This window comes from Haloplanus salinarum (assembly GCF_024498175.1).
GTDB lineage: Archaea > Halobacteriota > Halobacteria > Halobacteriales > Haloferacaceae > Haloplanus > Haloplanus salinarum.
Genome location: NZ_CP101823.1, coordinates 2,745,718 through 2,762,248 on the forward strand (window position 1 = coordinate 2,745,718; position 16,531 = coordinate 2,762,248).

Sequence of the window (16,531 nt, forward strand, 5' to 3'; positions counted from 1 at the left end):
CGATGAAGGTACTCGGCACCGTGGGGCTCCCCGGGAGCGGCAAGGGAGAGGCCGCCACGGTCGCACGCGAGGCGGGCGTGCCGGTCGTGACGATGGGCGACGTGATCCGGGAGGCGTGTCGCGACCGGGGGCTCGATCCGGACGAACACCACGGCACGGTGGCGACGGCGCTCCGCGAGGAGGAGGGCGAGGCGGCCATCGCCGAGCGGTCGCTCCCGCGGATCGAGGCGGCGCTTTCGGACGCGGAGACGGTCGTCGTCGACGGCCTCCGGTCGCCCGCGGAGGTGGACCGCTTCGAGGCGGCGTTCGGCGACGCGTTCGTCCTCGTGAGCGTCGAGGCGCCGTTCGAGACCCGGGCGTCGCGGCTGGCCGACCGCGGACGCGACGCCTCCGACGCCGACCGGGAGGCCCTCCGCGAGCGCGAGGAGCGCGAACTCGGCTTCGGGATGGGCGAGGTCATGGATCGGGCGGACGTGACCGTCGAGAACACGGGATCGCTGGCGGCGTTCCACGACCGGATCCGCGACCTGTTGGCCGTGGAGGTCGAACGATGATCCACCGGATCGACGTACGGGTGGTCGCACCCGTTCGCGACACGGAGGTGACCGACCGAGTGGCCGACGCGGTCCGCAACCTGTTCCCGAACGCCGAAATCGACGAGGAGCCGGGACGGCTGGTGGCCGAGGCCCACTCGATGGAGGGGTTCTCCGAGCGCCTGCACGAACAGGAGATCCTCGACACCGCCCGGACGGAGTTCTTCCGGCGGGCCGACGACGACGGCTTCGCGTTCGCGCTGAAAAAGCAGGCGGCGTTCGAGGGCGTGATCAACTTCGCCGTCGGCAACCCGGACGAACTCGGCGACATCGAGGTACAGGTGACCGTCCACGAACCCGACGTGGAGGCGTTCGTCGACCACGTCGCACCGCCGACCGAGGAGGGGCGGCCGGTCGAACGCGACGACGGGTGAGGGCGGCGCGGGGCTTTTTCGGCGTGCCGACCGAGAGCGGATCCATGGAGTTCACCGTCTCGACCGACGCCCGCCTCGACGTGGTGGACGTGACCGACCGGGTGGCCGCGGCGATCCCCGACGACGCCGACGGCACCGTCACCGTCTTCGTCGAACACACCACCGCGGGCGTCGTCGTCAACGAGGCCGAACCGAACCTGCTCGACGACGTGGAGGCGTTCCTCTCGGATCTGGTGCCCGACGAGGGGTGGGCACACGACCGGCTGGACGACAACGCCGACGCACACCTGCGGGCGTTGGTGCTGGGCCCGGGGGAGACGGTTCCGGTGGTCGACGGCACCCCAGCGCTCGGCCGCTGGCAGTCCGTCCTGTTCGTCGAGTGCGACGGCCCCCGGGAGCGGACGGTCCGGGTCGTCTAGACGAACCACAGGACCGCGAGGTAGAGCAGGACGACGCCGAGGACGTCACAGACGTTGGTGACGACGGGGATCACCACGTCGTCGGGATCGAGTTCGAACCGGTAGGCCGCGTAGGTGGCGACGACGGTGACGAGGACGGCGAGGACGGCGAGCGAGAGGCCGCTGGTGATCGAGACGGCGAGGACGGTCGGGAGCGGCAGGTTCGTCGACCCGGCGAGCGCGGTCAGCCCCCACGCACCGAGGCCGACGAGCGGGAAGATGGAGGCCGCGAGCGCGACGGTAGCGACGGCGTTACCCGCGAACGTCTCGTCGTCGGCCGCGAAGGAGAGCGTCCCGAGGTGGAAGGCCGTCGAGAGCCGGGCCGCGAGGATGCTCCCGAGGTTGCCGGCGGTGCCGATGGTGACGGGCACGAGGACGAGCAGGGAGGGATAGCGCAGGAGCGTCGACTCGAAGCGCCCGAGGACGAGGCCGCTCCCGAGTTCGACGAGGGTCAAAATCAGGAGGACGGGAAGCATCGCACGCGTGATGGCGCGGACGGACCACGTCGTCGACATTCAGGCGGCCCCCAGGAGGAGCGCGACGGTTCGGACCGCGATCAGGAGAAAGAGGACGCCGAAGACGTCGCCGGTCGTCGTGACGAGGGGGCCGACGAGCGTGTCGGGGTTGTGACCGCGGCGGTAGCCGGCGAAGACGACGGCGACGACGACGGCGGTGAGCGTGACTCCCGAGAGGAGGCCGGCGACGAGGGCGATGCCGAGGAGTCGGCCGAGGCCGGCGACGGGCAGCCCGAGCGTCGAGAGGATGGCGACGGCCGCGGCGGCGGCGAACAGCGAGGTGGCGACCCCGTTGGCGAGGGCTGCGGCCGCCGCGGCGCGGAGGCGGCGGTCGCCGGCGCGGACCCGCGGCTCGATCAGTCCCTGGTGGAGGCCGGTCGCCAGCCGCGCCCCGAACGAGCCGTAGACGTTGCCGCGGGTGGCGAGCAGGGCGGGCACGAGGACGAGCAGGCCCTCGACGGTCTGGAGGTCCGAACGCATCCCGCCGAGGACGAGGCCGGCCAGCAGGCCGCCGACGAGGCTGGCACCGAGCGCCGGGAGTGCCTCGCGGTAGGCCTCGACGGCAACCTCCTGGACGCTCATCGTCGGAAGCAATGCGGGCCGGGATGAAAAGTCGGGGGGCCGGTCGACGACTACCGCGCGAGCGCGAGGCCGAGCACGATGACCGCCGCGAGGCCGAAGGCCACCGCGAGGACGCCGAAGGCGACGTCGAACGTCGACACGTCGGAGAGGTAGCCGACGACCGCGGGCGAGACGGCGCTCATGCCCAGCATCGACGTCCGCACGATGCCGAGCGTCCCGCCGACCACGTCGTCCGGGATGATCGCCATGAGGTGGGCGTCGCGGCCGGGTCGAATCCCGTGGATCCCGACCCCGAGCGCGAGCGTCGCCGTCCCGACGGTGACGAGCCCGGTGCCCGCGACGAGCAGCGTGAGCAGCGCCGTGATCGCGAGCAGGAGGAGGGCCGCGATCACACGCAGGCGACCGAGTCGGTCGGCGACGTCGCCGGTGATCGGCTGGACACCCGAGACGAGGAAGAAGCCGCTGTACAGCAGACCGGCCGCGCTGGCGTCGACGCCGGGTCGACTCTCCAGGAACAGCGGGAGGAAGGCGGTGACGCCGCTGACCGAGAACGCGATACAGACGGCAGCGACGGCGAACGCCGTCAGGGACGGGACGGTGAAGGCGTCGAGATAGGTCCGGAAGCCGGTGTCGTCACCGGTTTCGGGGATCGCACCCGCGTCGGGGAGACGGGCGGGCACGCGGAGGGCGAAAGCGCCCGCGAGGACGAGGCCGCCGAGGGCGGCTCCCAGGAAGAGCGACTGCCACCGGAGCGCGGCCGCGAGGACGGTGACCACGAGAACGGGGGCGAGTGCCCCGCCGAATTCGCCGACGGTGCCCATCACGCCGAGCGCCCGGCCGGTCCGGTCGGGGTACACCGCCGAGAGGAGTGTGATAGCGACCGTCTTGTGGGCGCCGGTGCCGAGGCCGATACCGACGACGGCGACCGTCAGCAGGGCGTACTGCGTCGAGACGAACAGCGCGAAGGACGCCCCCGACGCCACGAGCGCGCCCGCGACGATGACGCGGACGACACCGATTCGGTCGGCCAGCGCACCGGAGGGGAACTGCATCACGGCGTAGCCGGCCATCAGCGCCGAAAAGAGCGTCCCGAGTTCGGTGTTGGAGACGCCGTAGAGTTCCCGGAACGTCCCGAACAGCGGCGGAAAGGCGTACCGGAGGAACTTGGCCAGAAACCACAACAGCGCGGTCAGCGCGAGGACGTCGAGCGTCCGGAGGCGGGCAACCCACGGGTGATCGGCGTTCGGCACGGCGCGTGTCTACGGACGGTCCCGACCAAAAATCCCGGGCCGTCGATCAGCCGAACGGCCCCATGCCGCCCATGCCGCCCATGCCGCCGCCACCGTCGCCCTGCTGGAGTTTCTTCATCATCCGCTGCATGTCGCCGTCGCCCATCCCCTGGAACTGCTTGATCGTGCGTTCCATCATCCGGTGCTGTTCGAGGAGTTCGCGGATCGATTCCTCGTCGACGCCGGCGCCACGGGCGATGCGCTCGACGCGTTCCTGCCCGACGATGCGGGGGTTCTCGAGCTCCTCGTCGGTCATCGAGTCCATCGCCACGTCGAAGGTCCGCATCCGCTCTTGGGTGACGTCCATGGCGTCGTCGGGGAGCTGGTCCATCAGCCCGCCGCCCATGCCGGGGATCATGTCCATCACCTGGTCCAGCGGCCCCATGTTGTTCATCGCCTCCATCTGCTTTTGCATATCCTTGAGGGTGAACGAGCCCTCCATGATGTCCTGCGGGTCCCAGTCGTCCTCCTCCTCGCCCGTCTCGGCCATCGCCCGCTCGACGCGCTCCGAGAGCTGTTTGAGGTCGCCCATCCCCAGCAGCCGGGAGATGAAGCCGTCGGGCTCGAAGCGCTCGATGTCCTGGACCGTCTCGCCGGTGCCGAGGAAGGCGATGGAGGAGTCGGTCTCGTTGACCGCCGTCAGCGCGCCGCCGCCCTTCGCGGTGCCGTCGAGTTTCGTGATGACGACGCCGTCGATGCCGATGGAGTCGTCGAACTGGCGGGCCTGCTCCTTGGCGCCCTGGCCGATGGCGGCGTCGAGGACGAGCAGGGAGCGGTCGGGGTCGACGACCGACTCGATCTCCTCGATCTCCGCGATCAGGTCGTCCTCGAGGGCGTGCCGGCCCGCGGTGTCGACGATGTGGACGTCGGCGTCGGCGGTCGCCTCCAGCCCTTCGCGAGCGATCTCGACGGGGTCGTCGGAGTCGGGGTCGCCGTAGAACTCCACCTCGGCGCGGTCGGCCATCTGTTCGGCCTGATCGTAGGCGCCGGGCCGGAACGTGTCGGTCTGGATGACCGACGGGCGGAGCCCCTTCTTCGAGAACCACCACGCCATCTTCGCGGCGGAGGTGGTCTTGCCCGACCCCTGGAGGCCGGCGAGTAGGATGGTCTGTGGTTCGAGCGGCAGCTCCGTCGACTCCCCGATCAGGTCGACCAGTTCCTCGTAGACGATCTTCAGGACGTGATCGCGGGCGCTCGTGCCGCCGGGGGGTTCCTCCTCCAGCGCGCGCGTCTCGATCGAGTCCGAGAGGTCCATCACGAGGTTCACGTCGACGTCGGCCTGGAGCAAGGAGCGCTGAATCTCCTTGACGACCTCCTGCACGTCGTCCTCGTCGAGCCGGGATTTCCCCTGCAGTTTCGAGAGGGTGCCGCGGAGGGAACTCCCGAGATCATCGAGTACCATTTGCCCGCCGCTACGCGCCGGCGCCGGTAAAGCCTTTGTTCACGGCGAACGGCCGGGCGTGGGGGCGGGAACGAGTATAAGTCACCCCGGTTCCAACGCGTGGCGATGGACCGGCGCGCGTACCTCCGTGGGGCTCTGGCGGCGCTGACGGCCGCGTCGAGCGGTCTCGCCGGCTGTGCCGAGTCCGACGGGGCCGAGTCGACGACGGCGACGCCGACGGCCACGCCCGCGGCGACGACCGATCCCCCGACCGAGTCGGCGACGGCCACCCCGACGGCGACACCCACACCGACGCCCACCGTCGGGGAGCGGTCGCTCGACCCCTACCGGTCGTGGCTGGTGGCGCCCACGCCCGTCACACCACACACCTACGAGTTCACGCACCTCTCGCTGTCGGCGGTGCGGGCGGACGCCAGCGAGGCGTTCGCGGCGTCGCTGGATCGGTACTGGCGTCAACGCACCGCGTCGTACTTCGGCGTCGAGGTGCCGGTCGACTCGCTCGACGCCGTCCTGACGGTGAACCACTCCCGCGTCGCCAACGAGTCCTACCGGGTCGCTGGCGGCTCGTTCGACACCGACGCGCTCCGGGACGCCCTCCGCGACGCCGGCTTCGCTGCCGACGGGTACGTCGACGACGTGGCGCGGTTCACCCGGACCCGCGAGGGACGGATCAGGGCCGTCGGCCTCCACCCCGACGTGCTCGTCAGCATCGGGGCCGAGGAGTCGGCGACGGCGCCGCTGGCGACGGCCCTCGAACAGCACCGGGCCGGCACGGTCCGCGTCGACGAGGACGAGGGCCTCGCCGCCCTCGTCGAGGGCTTCGGGACGGCCGACTTCGTCACGGGACGGGAACTCGAACCGGCCGACGCGGACTACCCGCTGAGCGACGCCGTCGCCACCGGCCGCCGCCTCGACGTCCGGGAATCGACGTCGTGGGCCGAGCGCACCTACGTCCTCCCGACGGACGCGACGGTCGACCGATCGGCCGTCGAGGAGGAGATCGACACCCGTCACGTCGGCCAACCGATCGAGGAGTACCGGCGCGAGGGCCGGTTCGTCACCGTCGCCGGCGAGGTGGAGAACTCCCTGATCCGGCTGCTGTGACGCCAGAAGAGCCTTCACCCCGCATCGGCTACGCGGAGGCATGTACACCAGACGAGCGGCCGCGGGCCTCGGCGTCGCACTCCTGACGGGGGCCGCGGGCTGTAGTGCCCTCTCCTCGCCCGAACCGGCCGTCGTCGACACCGAGTTCGAGGGCGGCATCGACGCCCTGTTCGGCGAGAGCGACGTCCACGTCGTCGTCCGGAACGACGGCGCCGCCGGCGACGTCGAGGTGACGCTCGAACTGCTCGACAGCGAGGGGACCGTCCTCGTCGACGAGAGTCAGGTCGTCTCGTTCGAGGCCGACGAGCAAAAGCGCGTGACCTTCACCGTCGACGTCCCCGAGGACACCGACGACGTCGAGGCGACGGCGAGCCCGGCGTAGCGGCCGCGGGGTCGTCAGGGGTGGACCCGGGCGGGGCGACGGGTGACTCACCACGAGCGAACGGGGTGAGCGAGTGGGTCAAGGAGCGACCGACGGGAGCGACGCAGTACTTTTGCTCCAGCTTTTGCCGAGGGCTGGCGAAGCCAGCCCGCAGCGCAAAAGGTGGATGGGCTCGGGCGGATTCGAACCACGGTCACTCCGCTCGCCGTCGCTCGCTTCGTTCCCTGATTCGAACCGCCCTCGGGACGACGACCCGCTCGCTGTCGCTCGCGGGTTGTAGTGGGCTCGGGCGGATTCGAACCACCGACTTCGGCCTTGTAAAGGCCGCGTCATAACCAGCTAGACCACGAGCCCTCGTCGCGAACACCGTCCCCCGGCCGAATAACGGTTTCTGTCTCCACTCGCGAAACGCTTACCCTCGCGCGGCCGCGTCTGCAACCATGCGCCGCCGCGTGCAGTACCTCGCCGTCGCCGTCGCCCTCCTCGCCGTCCTCGCGGGCTGTTCGGGCGGGGGTGGATCGGATCCGACGGCCACCGACACGCCGGAGCCGACCGCCACGGCCGCCGGGACGACGGCGCCGGACACCCCGGTGTCGACGCCGGGAAGTAGCTACGAGACGACGACGGTCGACGTCGTCGACGAGAACGGGACACAGCTGGCGACGGTGGAGGTCTGGGTGGCCGACTCGTTCGTGAAACGCTACACCGGGCTGAGCGACACCTCGGCGCTCGAACCCGGGCAGGGGATGCTGTTCGTCCACGACAGCGAGGCACGGCACGGCTACGTCATGCGCGACATGGCCTTCCCGCTCGACATGGTGTTCGTGGCCGCGAACGGCACGATCACGACCATCCACCACGCCCCGGTGGAGGCCGACGGCGACCTGACGGAGTACTCGGGCCGCGCGAAGTACGTCCTGGAGGTACCGATGGGGTATACGAACCGGACGGGCATCGACGTGGGCGACCGGGTCCGGGTCGACGACGTGTGATCGAAAGTCACAGGCCCGCGGTGCCCGAAGCGGGGACATGAGCGAGAGCGGACGCGACGCGGAGGCCGTCGAGGCGCTCGACGACCGCGAGGGGTGGCGCGCCGAGGGGTTCGCGGCCCGCGTTCACTACCGCGGCGAGGGCGATCGGTACGCCGTCGAGTACTACGCACCGAGCGACTGCGTCCTCTACTGGAAGGTGAAAGGCGACGGGGAGACGGCGGTGCCGGTGGGGCGGGGGACGGTGCCCGACCCGCTCCGGGAGCGGGTACGCGTCGACCTCGACGCTGCGGGCGTCGACCCCGCGGTCGAGGGGCGGTCGCTGTAGCGCGATACGGCGTCGACGGGTCAGCCTTTTGCTGTCGCGTCCCCGAATGGGAACGATGGACGTCCCCGCGGACGACGACCCCTTCGAGGAGCAGCGGGAGCGAACGGCGAACCCGATGCGGCGGCTGTTCGCCGAGTACGGCGAGGAGCGCCGTGGCGTGTTCGCGGTCGGCGTCCTCGCCAGCGTCCTGGCGCGCGTGCTCGACCTGTTGCCGCCGCTCCTGCTCGGCATCGCCGTCGACGCCATCTTCCTCGACGAGGGACCGTTCGGTCTGCCGCTGGTCCCCGACCGGTGGCTCCCCACCGATCCCGAGCGGCAGTTCTGGCTGATCGTCGGCATCGTCCTCTTCTCGTTTCTGGGGGGTGCCGCCCTCCACTGGGTGCGAAACTGGGGGTGGAACCGGTTCGCCCAGCACGTCCAGCACGCCATCCGGACGGACACGTACGACGCGATGCAGCGGCTGAACATGACCTTCTTCGCCGACAAGCAGACCGGCGAGATGATGTCGGTGCTGTCGAACGACGTCAACCGGCTGGAGCGCTTTCTCAACGACGGCCTGAACGCGGCGTTCCGGCTGGGCGTGATGGTCGTCGGCATCGCCGCCATCCTGCTGTGGATGAACCCACAGCTCGCCGTCGTGGCGCTCCTGCCCGTTCCCCTGATCGCCGTCTTCACCTACCGGTTCGTGAACACCATCCAGCCCAAGTACGCGGAGGTGCGCTCGACGGTCGGCCAGGTCAACTCGCGGCTGGAGAACAACCTCGGGGGTATCCAAGTCATCAAGACGAGCAACACCGAGAGCTACGAAGCCGAACGCGTCGAGGAGGTGTCCGGCGACTACTTCGACGCCAACTGGGACGCCATCGAGACGCGGATCAAGTTCTTCCCGGGGCTCCGGGTGCTCGCGGGCATCGGTTTCGCGCTCACCTTCACCATCGGCGGGCTCTGGGTGTTCCGCGGCGAGGGCCCGTGGCTCTTCACCGGCACGCTCCGCCCCGGCGAGTTCGTCTCCTTCATCCTCTACACCCAGCGGTTCATCTGGCCGATGGCGCAGTTCGGGCAGATCATCAACATGTACCAGCGGGCGTACGCCTCCGCCGCCCGCATCTTCGGGCTGATGGACGAGGATGCCGGCATCGACGAGGCGACGGACGCCACGGAACTGGTCGTCGACGAGGGCCGGGTCGAGTACGACGACGTGACCTTCGGCTACGAGGCGGAGGTCATCCTCGACGGCGTCTCCTTCGAGGCGGGTGGCGGCGAGACGGTGGCGCTCGTCGGCCCGACCGGCGCCGGGAAGTCGACGGCGCTGAAACTACTCCTGCGGATGTACGACGTCGACGACGGGGCAGTCAGGGTCGACGGGACGGACGTCCGCGACGTGACCCTCGCCAGCCTCCGGAGCGCTATCGGCTACGTCAGCCAGGAGACGTTCCTCTTCTACGGCACCGTCCGCGAGAACATCACCTACGGGACCTTCGACGCGAGCGACGAGGCGGTGCGGGCGGCCGCGGCGGCCGCGGAGGCCCACGAGTTCGTCACGAACCTGCCCGACGGCTACGACACGATGGTCGGGGAGCGGGGCGTGAAACTCTCCGGTGGCCAGCGCCAGCGCCTCGCTATCGCCCGAGCGATGCTGAAGGATCCGGAGATCCTGATCCTCGACGAGGCCACCAGCGACGTCGACACCGAGACGGAGATGCTGATCCAGCGGTCGCTTGACCGGCTGACCGCCGACCGCACCACGTTCGTCATCGCCCACCGCCTCTCCACTGTGAAAGACGCCGACGGCATCGTCGTCCTCGACGGCGGCGAGGTGGTCGAGCAGGGGACCCACGAGGAACTGCTGGCGGCCGACGGCCTCTACGCCAGCCTCTGGGGCGTGCAGGCCGGCGAGATCGACGACCTCCCCGCGGAGTTCGTCGAGCGGGCGACCGAACGGGGCGCCCGGGCCGACGTGGACGTCGACCTGGACGATTAGCCGGCGGTTGAAGTCCCCCGGCGACGAGAGTCCGGTATGCACCTCAGCGACGTCACCTGGACGGACGTCCGCGACGCCGACACCGACCTCGCGCTGTTGCCGGTCGGGAGCACCGAACAACACGGCCCCCACGCGCCCCTCGGGACCGACGCGTACCACGCCGAGACGGTCGCCGAGGCGGGCGCCGACGCCTACGACGGCGACGTCGTCGTCGCCCCGACGGTTCCGGTCGGCGTCGCGGAGGAACATCGCCGGTTCGACGGCACCCTCTGGGTGTCGCCCGACACCTTCCGGGATTACGTCCGGGACGTGGTCGGGAGCCTCGCCCACCACGGTTTCGGCCGGGTGATCGTCGTCAACGGCCACGGGGGGAACGTCCCCGCGCTCGGCGAGGTGACGGCGACGATCAGTCGCCACGACGACGCCTACGCCGTCCCCTTCACCTGGTTCGAGGCCGTCGGCGACCACGGGAGCGAGATGGGACACGGCGGGCCGTTGGAGACGGCGCTGTTGCGCGCGACCCACCCCGAACTGGTGCGGGAGGGGCGGATCGACGCGGCCCGCGAGGGCGCGAGCGAAGCGTGGGGCGACTGGGTGCCGGGGACGGGGACGAACCTCGCCCACGACTCGGACGAGTTCACGGCAAACGGCGTCGTCGGCGATCCGGGCGCCGGCGACGCGGCGCTGGGCGAGGAACTACTGGAGTCGGCGGCCGATTCGCTCGCGCGACTGTTGACGGCGGTTTCCGAGCGGGACCCGTCGGCGTGATCAGTCCTCGCCGCCGTCGGCGTCGAGGTCCTGCAGCGACCCCCGAAGCTCCGGCACCGCGTTCGTGAGGTCGCTCACGTCGTCGTGGGTCGCCCGGATCGTCTCGATCAGCCCCTCCAGATCCTCGATGGCCGCCGCGAGGTCGGCGGCGTCGTCGAAGGCGTCGGCGCGTTCGCCCATCGTGTACCACTTCTTGGCCTGCCGGAGGTGTTCCTCGGCCTCGCCGACGTCGAGCGCCGACCGGAGGGCGTTGAGGACGCCGAGGACGTTGTCGGCCTCGGTCTCCCAGACCTCGTCGGCCTCGGGGAGTTCCGCGCGCGCCGCCGCGAGGTGCTCCTCGACGTCGTCGCGCATCTCCGCCGCGGCCTCGCCGAAGAGTTCGTCGTCGCTGAACGTCGTTTGGCTCATGACCGACGGTTCGCCGGCGTGTGAGTTAAACGCACGCCCGAAAGTGAAAGTGAAACGGCGGCGCGTCGGCCGCGTGTCCGCTACTCGACGTCGACCGGCCGCATCAGGGGGTAGCCGTCCGCCATCGTCATCTCGGTGCGGACGACGACGCCCTCGTACTCGATGCGCATCTCCACCTCCATGAACCGCCCCGTGAGTTCGACGTAGCCGTGGTCGTCGGCCGCCGCGGCCAGGGCATCCTCGTCGATATCGACGTCGACAGATTCACAGAACGGCTGGTTCTCGATGGCCTCGGCCATCGCGCGTTCGAGGCTCGCGGCGCTGTCGGGCGAGACGGGCGTGCCCGCGAACTGGTGGTAGAGCGATCCGAACTTGATGCCCGCCTCGAAGCAGGCGTGCTGGGCGTCGGTGACCATGGCTGACCGTCGGTCGGGGGAGGGGAAGGCCTGTCGCCCGAGGCCGAATCGGTCCTTACTTGGTCCGGGTCGTTCCATTGACGCCCGAATGGACGACCCGGTGTTACTGACTGGCGCGGGGGGACGCGTCGGGCAGGCCATCCTGCACGGGATCGGCGAGGGCCACGAGTGGCGGCTGCTCGACCGGGAACCGCTGTCGGCGGACCGCCTCCCGCCGGGCGTGACCGACGACGACGTGATCGTCGAGGACGTGACCGACACGACGGCGATGACCGAGGCGATGGACGGCGTCGGGGCCGTGATCCACCTCGCCGGCGACCCCCGTCCGGAGGCGCCGTGGAACTCGGTACTCGAGAACAACATCGACGGCACGCAGACGGTGTTCGAAGCGGCGGTCGACGCCGGCGTCGAGAAGGTGGCGTTCGCCTCCTCGAACCACGCCGTCTCGGCCTACGAGACCGACACGCGCACTCCCGACATGTACCGAACCGACGACGACTACCGCCTCAACGGGACGGAACTCCCCCGTCCCGGCAACCTCTACGGCGTGAGCAAGGCGGCCGGCGAGACGCTCGGGCGCTACTACCACGACAGCGAGGGCCTCTCGGTGGTCTGTGTCCGCATCGGCAACCTCACCGCTGACCACCCGCCGCGCAACTACGAGCGCGGACAGGCGATGTGGCTCTCCCACCGCGACTGTGCCCACCTCTTCGACCGCTGTATCCGGGCCGACTACGGCTACGAAATCGTCTACGGCATCTCCGACAACGAACGCAAGTACTACTCCATCGAGCGCGCCAAGGAGGTGCTTGGGTACGAGCCCCAGGACGATTCGGCGGCGTACACGCTCGCGGGCGAGCCGAGGGACGGGACGTAGTTTTCGGCGGTTCCGTACTCGGGACTGACGGAATCACACACCCTCGGGAGTCGGGTGTTCGGGGACCGTCGACGTCGTAGTCGTACAGGCCGTGAGTGGTCTGCATCCGTCGGATGGCGTCCCCCGCGGGGTAACCGACGCCGGGTGGCCAACCTACTTGTGTGCGAAGGCGCTCGTGTGCGTATGGATCGCCAGCAGATCATCGCTATCGTACTCGTGGGACTGATGGTGTTCTCGTCGCTCGCGTACGCCGTCTCGCTCTTTTGATGGCCGCTCATACGGATTATTGTAACTGGGTGCCGGTGGTGCGCCGAGACGGGCCGTCGAACCACCGGTACTGACTTACAATAAACGGTATCAGTCGGCGTCGAACAGTCCGTCTACGTCCGCGTACTCCCGCTGCCGTCGCTCGACGTGGTCGGCGAGGCGTCGGTAGACCAGGCCACGGTCGGCGTCCGCGGTCACGAACTCCAGGAGCGTCGTGGTGAACAGGGTCCGCTCGCCACCCTCGATCTCCTCGCGGGCGAACCCGATCGCGAGGTCGACGACCGCCGGATCGTAGCCGTGTTCATCGGCCAGTGCCGTCGCGGCGGCCGCCGCCGCGTCGAACCGCAGGTCCGCGAGCGCGAGGGGTCGCCCCTCGTGGCGGATCGGCGGCGGTCGGCGGCGCTCGGCGACTTCGGGGTCGGCCGCGAGGGTCGCGAGCGCCCGGCGAATCGGCGCGACGGCGACGCCCCGGTACGGCGAATCGAGACCAGCGAGGTAGTCGCCGGCGCTCGCCGCGAGGCCGGCGGCACCGCTCCAGTTGCGGGTCCGGGCGTGGTGGATCGCCGCCGTGAACTGGATCAGGCCGTGGAGGAACCGCTCGTCGTCGGTGCCGTCCGAACGGTCGAGCCACACGTCCTCCCATGGGTCGTGGGCGGCGTGGTACTCGCCGCCGTTGTAGAGGGCGATTCCGGCACGCAGCGCCGCGTCCATGCCCGCGGTTGGACACGGAGACGGAAAGTCGCGTCGTCGTAACGCACATACCCCGTCGAGTGGTATTGTATGACATGAACGAACCGAGCGGCGGAGACCTGACCGACGTCGAGCGCGAGGCGCTTCACGAGGTGGAACTGGGGGTCGAACACCTCCACCGGGCCCACGGCCACTTGGTCGCCTTCCACCACAGCACCGGGCGGGCGATGGATCACCTGGCGACCGCCGAGCGGCGACTCCGTGAGGCGGGCCACGAAGGGGCGGCGAACCGGCTACGCGACGAGTACCTCCCGCGGGGCGTGCTGCCGGCCTGCGACGACGAGGCGGCGGCCGGCCGGTGGTCGTACGACGTGCTGGAGACGTTCCAGGCGACGTTCCTCGAGGACGCGGTGGCGTTCGGCGAGGAGGTCCACGACCGGCTCGCCGACGGCCGACGGCACGTCGCCGAGCGACAGCAGGAACGGGAGTGGAAGGCACGGGCGCAGGACGGGGAGTGATCGCGGCTCGGGACTCACGGCTCCGCGTTCGCCGAGATGTTCGTTCGCCTCTCGCTACGCTCGGCGGGGTTGTGTCGGCCGCGTCCTGACGGAGTCCCACGCGAACGGCGAGGGACCGGCGGTCCCTCGGGCAGCCGGTGCGTAGCGCCGGCGACGGAAGGAGTAACCTGACGAAGTCAGGTCACGACTGAAGTGAACGTCCTGACGGAGATTTGAACCCGCCGAGACGGTCGACCTCGCTTCGCTCGGCCGCTGCGTCTCGTCTGCTCAAATCTTCCGGTGAGTTTTCCGCGGCACGGACGACTCGCTACGCTCGTCGTATTGTGCCGCTGAAAACGTCCTGACGGAGATTTGAACTCCGGTCCCTGGCTCCGCAAGCCAAGAGGATAGTCCACTACCCTATCAGGACTCATTCCTCCATACCCGGGATCGACATAAGACGGTTACGATCCGTGGCGGCGCTCGGCGGCGACGGTCAAACGGTGCTTTGAGGCTCCGGAAAGGGTATGGCCGCGCCGGGCGACGTGGGCGACATGGACCGACGGACCCTGCTCGGGACGGTGTCGCTGCTCGCGGTCGGCGGCTGTGCCGGACCGCCGGCCGAGCCGTCGCCGGCCGAGCCGTCGCCGGACGAGCCGCTCCGACTGAGCGACGCGTCGATCCGGGATACGGGGCGGTGTGACGACCCGGAGACGGCGTCGGTCGACGTCTCGGCGTCGCGGGTCCGGGTAACGGGGTGTGTGACGGGACCGAACGGGTGTTCGATCGCCAGTTTCGGTTCGGCGACGGTCGAGGGTTCCCGGTTGGTCGTGGTCGTGACGACGCGCCGCGACGCGCCGCCGGAGGTCTCCTGTACGGAGGCGCTCGTCCCCCGTGGTTACGTGGCGACGGTCGACCTGTCGAGCGGGCGGCCGCGGTCGGTGCGGGTGATCCACGACGCGGCGGGCGGGCGAGAGCGAGTCGCGGACGTGGCCGTGGATTCATAGGCGAAGGCGGGGGTATCGCGGGACGTGAGCCGCCATGGAAAACGCCCGGAATCGGCGGATGAGACGGCGACGTTCGGGCAAGGACAACGCTTAACCGGAGGGTTCGCCTGTTGCACGGTACGATGGGTGTAATCGAGGACGTCTACGAGGACCTCGACACCGACGTGGCGTTCGAGGAGTTCGAGGCCGCCGTCCACGACAAGGTCGAGCAGATGGGGGGGCTCGCCGACGAGGAGACGGCGGCGATGCTCATCGCCCACGAACTCGAGGACGAGGAGGTGAGCGGCGTCGCCGACATCGATCCCGGGATGGACGAAGTGAAGTTCCTCGCGAAGGTGATCGGGGTGGGCGACCTGCGGACGTTCGACCGCGACGGCGACGGCGACGGCGACGAGGACGGCGAGGACGCCGACGAGGGCCGCGTCATCAACGTCGACGTGGCCGACGGCACCGGTCAGGTGCGGATCTCCTTCTGGGACCGGATGGCCCAGTCGGTCGCGGACGGCGAGGTCGACGTCGGCGACGTGCTCCGGATCAAGGGCCGGCCACAGGAGGGGTACAGCGGCGTCGAGGTGAGCGTCGATCAGGCCGAGATCGACGAGGACGCCGAGGTGGACGTCGAGATCCGGGACACCTACCGGATCGAGGACCTCTCGCTCGGCCTCTCGGACGTGAACCTGCGGGGCCGGGTGCTGGCGACGGACTCGGTCCGGACCTTCGACCGCGACGACGGCTCGGAGGGGCGGGTCGCCAACCTGACGCTCGGCGACGAGACGGGACGGATCCGGGTGACGCTGTGGGACGAGCGCGCCGACCGCGCGACGGAACTCGACGCCGGAACGAGCGTCGAGGTGGTCGACGGCTACGTCCGGGAGCGCGACGGCGACCTGGAACTCCACGTCGGCTCGCGGGGCGCGGTCGAGGAGATCGACGAGTCGATCGCCTACGACCCCGAGACGACGCCGATCTCCGATCTGGAACTCGGGCAGACGGTCGACCTCGCGGGCGGGGTCATCGAGACCGACCCGAAGCGGACGTTCGACCGCGACGACGGGAGCGAGGGGCAGGTCCGGAACGTCCGACTCAAGGACGAGACGGGCGACATCCGGGTCGCGCTGTGGGGCGAGAAAGCCGACCTCGATATCGACCTCGCGGACTACGTCGTCGTCACGGACGTCGAGATCCAGGAGGGGTGGCAGGACGACCTCGAGGCCTCCGCAGGGTGGCGGTCGACGGTGACGGTGACCGATCCCCCCGAGGACGCCGCCGGGATCGACGCCGGCGGCGGGAGTGGCGGGGACGGGGGCAGCGACGGGAGTCCGGGGCTCGGTGCCTTCGGCGACGGCGGTAGCGACGGCGGTGCCACCGGCGCCGACGCGGACGCCGACGTGACGGACGACGAACCGGCCGACGGCGAGACCGTCCAGTTCACGGGGACGGTCGTACAGGCGGGCGACCCGGTCGTCCTCGACGACGGGAGCGAGACGCGGAGCGTGGAGACGGACGCGGAACTGCGACTGGGGGAGGAAGTGACCGTGAGCGGACCGATCCGCGAGGGGCGGATCGACGCGGACGAGGTGTACTAGGAGGGGGTGAGTGCGGGG

At 70.1% G+C, this 16,531-nt stretch carries 20 protein-coding genes and 2 tRNA genes; 13 read left to right on the forward strand and 9 right to left on the reverse strand.

What is annotated here, in order from left to right:
- Positions 1-2 precede the first annotated feature (2 nt).
- Genes NO364_RS14370 through NO364_RS14380 form a run of 3 tightly spaced genes read left to right on the forward strand, consistent with a single transcriptional unit; the run spans position 3 to position 1,386 of the window.
- On the forward strand, positions 3-554 hold the full coding sequence (locus NO364_RS14370; protein WP_257627880.1) for an AAA family ATPase: 552 nt from the start codon (positions 3-5) through the stop codon (positions 552-554).
- Entirely contained in the window at positions 551-967 is a 417-nt protein-coding gene (locus tag NO364_RS14375; protein WP_157690222.1) for an RNA-binding domain-containing protein, read from the forward strand. Before NO364_RS14370 ends, NO364_RS14375 begins: the two co-directional genes overlap by 4 nt.
- Before the next feature lie 44 nt (positions 968-1,011).
- Positions 1,012-1,386: a secondary thiamine-phosphate synthase enzyme YjbQ gene (locus tag NO364_RS14380; protein WP_157691218.1), complete on the forward strand. Its 375-nt coding sequence runs from the start codon at positions 1,012-1,014 to the stop codon at positions 1,384-1,386.
- Here the strand turns inward: NO364_RS14380 and NO364_RS14385 are convergent.
- The 4 genes from NO364_RS14385 to NO364_RS14400 are packed head-to-tail and all read right to left on the reverse strand — an operon-like array spanning position 1,383 to position 5,213.
- Positions 1,383-1,940: a magnesium transporter gene (locus NO364_RS14385; protein ID WP_157690221.1), complete on the reverse strand. Its 558-nt coding sequence runs from the start codon at positions 1,938-1,940 to the stop codon at positions 1,383-1,385. The two genes, NO364_RS14380 and NO364_RS14385, sit on opposite strands and share 4 nt — an antisense overlap.
- Positions 1,941-2,522: a magnesium transporter gene (locus NO364_RS14390; RefSeq protein ID WP_157690220.1), complete on the reverse strand. Its 582-nt coding sequence runs from the start codon at positions 2,520-2,522 to the stop codon at positions 1,941-1,943.
- 50 nt (positions 2,523-2,572) lie between these two features.
- Complete coding sequence (locus tag NO364_RS14395) at positions 2,573-3,772, reverse strand: MFS transporter (protein ID WP_257627881.1); 1,200 nt, start codon at positions 3,770-3,772, stop codon at positions 2,573-2,575.
- Between the two features lie 46 nt (positions 3,773-3,818).
- The gene (locus NO364_RS14400; RefSeq protein WP_157690218.1) at positions 3,819-5,213 is read right to left on the reverse strand and encodes a signal recognition particle protein Srp54; all 1,395 of its coding nucleotides are present in this window, start codon (positions 5,211-5,213) and stop codon (positions 3,819-3,821) included.
- A 105-nt stretch (positions 5,214-5,318) separates the two neighbouring features.
- On the opposite strand from NO364_RS14400, the gene NO364_RS14405 reads away from it, so the two are divergent.
- Both NO364_RS14405 and NO364_RS14410 read left to right on the forward strand, forming a co-directional pair.
- Positions 5,319-6,317: a hypothetical protein gene (locus NO364_RS14405; protein WP_157690217.1), complete on the forward strand. Its 999-nt coding sequence runs from the start codon at positions 5,319-5,321 to the stop codon at positions 6,315-6,317.
- A 40-nt stretch (positions 6,318-6,357) separates the two neighbouring features.
- Positions 6,358-6,699, forward strand: coding sequence for a hypothetical protein (locus NO364_RS14410; RefSeq protein WP_157690216.1), 342 nt, complete (start codon positions 6,358-6,360; stop codon positions 6,697-6,699).
- A 280-nt stretch (positions 6,700-6,979) separates the two neighbouring features.
- Here the strand turns inward: NO364_RS14410 and NO364_RS14415 are convergent.
- A tRNA-Val gene (locus tag NO364_RS14415) sits at positions 6,980-7,053 on the reverse strand.
- Between the two features lie 86 nt (positions 7,054-7,139).
- Here NO364_RS14415 and NO364_RS14420 point away from each other — a divergent pair.
- From NO364_RS14420 to NO364_RS14435, 4 genes are read left to right on the forward strand one after another with little or no spacing between them, the layout of a single operon-like run.
- Complete coding sequence (locus NO364_RS14420) at positions 7,140-7,691, forward strand: DUF192 domain-containing protein (protein WP_157690215.1); 552 nt, start codon at positions 7,140-7,142, stop codon at positions 7,689-7,691.
- A gap of 37 nt (positions 7,692-7,728) precedes the next feature.
- The gene (locus tag NO364_RS14425; RefSeq protein WP_257627882.1) at positions 7,729-8,016 is read left to right on the forward strand and encodes a DUF7538 family protein; all 288 of its coding nucleotides are present in this window, start codon (positions 7,729-7,731) and stop codon (positions 8,014-8,016) included.
- A 55-nt stretch (positions 8,017-8,071) separates the two neighbouring features.
- Positions 8,072-9,997: an ABC transporter ATP-binding protein gene (locus NO364_RS14430; RefSeq protein ID WP_257627883.1), complete on the forward strand. Its 1,926-nt coding sequence runs from the start codon at positions 8,072-8,074 to the stop codon at positions 9,995-9,997.
- Positions 9,998-10,033: 36 nt separating this feature from the next.
- A complete protein-coding gene (locus tag NO364_RS14435) occupies positions 10,034-10,765 on the forward strand; it encodes a creatininase family protein (protein ID WP_157690212.1) in 732 nt (243 codons plus the stop codon).
- Here the strand turns inward: NO364_RS14435 and NO364_RS14440 are convergent, their stop codons facing one another.
- The gene (locus NO364_RS14440) at positions 10,766-11,173 is read right to left on the reverse strand and encodes a DUF5790 family protein (protein WP_257627884.1); all 408 of its coding nucleotides are present in this window, start codon (positions 11,171-11,173) and stop codon (positions 10,766-10,768) included.
- A gap of 80 nt (positions 11,174-11,253) precedes the next feature.
- Positions 11,254-11,589 carry a dihydroneopterin aldolase family protein gene (locus NO364_RS14445; RefSeq protein WP_157690210.1) on the reverse strand — a complete coding sequence of 112 codons (336 nt, stop codon included), beginning with the start codon at positions 11,587-11,589 and terminating at the stop codon, positions 11,254-11,256.
- A gap of 88 nt (positions 11,590-11,677) precedes the next feature.
- On the opposite strand from NO364_RS14445, the gene azf reads away from it, so the two are divergent.
- Positions 11,678-12,466, forward strand: coding sequence for an NAD-dependent glucose-6-phosphate dehydrogenase Azf (gene azf, locus NO364_RS14450; protein WP_257627885.1), 789 nt, complete (start codon positions 11,678-11,680; stop codon positions 12,464-12,466).
- Positions 12,467-12,823: 357 nt separating this feature from the next.
- Here the strand turns inward: azf and NO364_RS14455 are convergent, their stop codons facing one another.
- Positions 12,824-13,444, reverse strand: a complete 621-nt coding sequence (locus NO364_RS14455) for a DUF309 domain-containing protein (protein ID WP_157690208.1) — start codon at positions 13,442-13,444, stop codon at positions 12,824-12,826.
- A 74-nt stretch (positions 13,445-13,518) separates the two neighbouring features.
- Here NO364_RS14455 and NO364_RS14460 point away from each other — a divergent pair, with 74 nt between their 5' ends.
- Complete coding sequence (locus NO364_RS14460; protein ID WP_157690207.1) at positions 13,519-13,941, forward strand: hypothetical protein; 423 nt, start codon at positions 13,519-13,521, stop codon at positions 13,939-13,941.
- Between the two features lie 336 nt (positions 13,942-14,277).
- Here the strand turns inward: NO364_RS14460 and NO364_RS14465 are convergent.
- Positions 14,278-14,350, reverse strand: a tRNA-Arg gene (locus tag NO364_RS14465).
- A gap of 97 nt (positions 14,351-14,447) precedes the next feature.
- Here NO364_RS14465 and NO364_RS14470 point away from each other — a divergent pair.
- On the forward strand, positions 14,448-14,927 hold the full coding sequence (locus NO364_RS14470) for a hypothetical protein (RefSeq protein ID WP_157690206.1): 480 nt from the start codon (positions 14,448-14,450) through the stop codon (positions 14,925-14,927).
- Between the two features lie 122 nt (positions 14,928-15,049).
- On the forward strand, positions 15,050-16,513 hold the full coding sequence (locus NO364_RS14475; RefSeq protein WP_257627886.1) for a single-stranded DNA binding protein: 1,464 nt from the start codon (positions 15,050-15,052) through the stop codon (positions 16,511-16,513).
- Positions 16,514-16,531 lie beyond the last annotated feature (18 nt).

What these genes read in the sequence shown, in the direction of transcription:
- NO364_RS14435 (WP_157690212.1), top strand. Translation starts at nt 10,034, where the DNA reads ATGCACCTCAGCGACGTCACCTGGACGGACGTCCGCGACGCCGACACC.
- NO364_RS14420 (WP_157690215.1), top strand. Translation starts at nt 7,140, where the DNA reads ATGCGCCGCCGCGTGCAGTACCTCGCCGTCGCCGTCGCCCTCCTCGCC.
- NO364_RS14475 (WP_257627886.1), top strand. Translation starts at nt 15,050, where the DNA reads ATGGGTGTAATCGAGGACGTCTACGAGGACCTCGACACCGACGTGGCG.
- NO364_RS14380 (WP_157691218.1), top strand. Translation starts at nt 1,012, where the DNA reads ATGGAGTTCACCGTCTCGACCGACGCCCGCCTCGACGTGGTGGACGTG.
- NO364_RS14460 (WP_157690207.1), top strand. Translation starts at nt 13,519, where the DNA reads ATGAACGAACCGAGCGGCGGAGACCTGACCGACGTCGAGCGCGAGGCG.
- NO364_RS14375 (WP_157690222.1), top strand. Translation starts at nt 551, where the DNA reads ATGATCCACCGGATCGACGTACGGGTGGTCGCACCCGTTCGCGACACG.
- NO364_RS14470 (WP_157690206.1), top strand. Translation starts at nt 14,448, where the DNA reads ATGGCCGCGCCGGGCGACGTGGGCGACATGGACCGACGGACCCTGCTC.
- NO364_RS14405 (WP_157690217.1), top strand. Translation starts at nt 5,319, where the DNA reads ATGGACCGGCGCGCGTACCTCCGTGGGGCTCTGGCGGCGCTGACGGCC.
- NO364_RS14390 (WP_157690220.1), bottom strand. Translation starts at nt 2,522, where the DNA reads ATGAGCGTCCAGGAGGTTGCCGTCGAGGCCTACCGCGAGGCACTCCCG.
- NO364_RS14425 (WP_257627882.1), top strand. Translation starts at nt 7,729, where the DNA reads ATGAGCGAGAGCGGACGCGACGCGGAGGCCGTCGAGGCGCTCGACGAC.
- NO364_RS14430 (WP_257627883.1), top strand. Translation starts at nt 8,072, where the DNA reads ATGGACGTCCCCGCGGACGACGACCCCTTCGAGGAGCAGCGGGAGCGA.
- NO364_RS14445 (WP_157690210.1), bottom strand. Translation starts at nt 11,589, where the DNA reads ATGGTCACCGACGCCCAGCACGCCTGCTTCGAGGCGGGCATCAAGTTC.
- NO364_RS14385 (WP_157690221.1), bottom strand. Translation starts at nt 1,940, where the DNA reads ATGTCGACGACGTGGTCCGTCCGCGCCATCACGCGTGCGATGCTTCCC.
- NO364_RS14455 (WP_157690208.1), bottom strand. Translation starts at nt 13,444, where the DNA reads ATGGACGCGGCGCTGCGTGCCGGAATCGCCCTCTACAACGGCGGCGAG.
- azf (WP_257627885.1), top strand. Translation starts at nt 11,678, where the DNA reads ATGGACGACCCGGTGTTACTGACTGGCGCGGGGGGACGCGTCGGGCAG.
- NO364_RS14400 (WP_157690218.1), bottom strand. Translation starts at nt 5,213, where the DNA reads ATGGTACTCGATGATCTCGGGAGTTCCCTCCGCGGCACCCTCTCGAAA.
- NO364_RS14440 (WP_257627884.1), bottom strand. Translation starts at nt 11,173, where the DNA reads ATGAGCCAAACGACGTTCAGCGACGACGAACTCTTCGGCGAGGCCGCG.
- NO364_RS14370 (WP_257627880.1), top strand. Translation starts at nt 3, where the DNA reads ATGAAGGTACTCGGCACCGTGGGGCTCCCCGGGAGCGGCAAGGGAGAG.
- NO364_RS14410 (WP_157690216.1), top strand. Translation starts at nt 6,358, where the DNA reads ATGTACACCAGACGAGCGGCCGCGGGCCTCGGCGTCGCACTCCTGACG.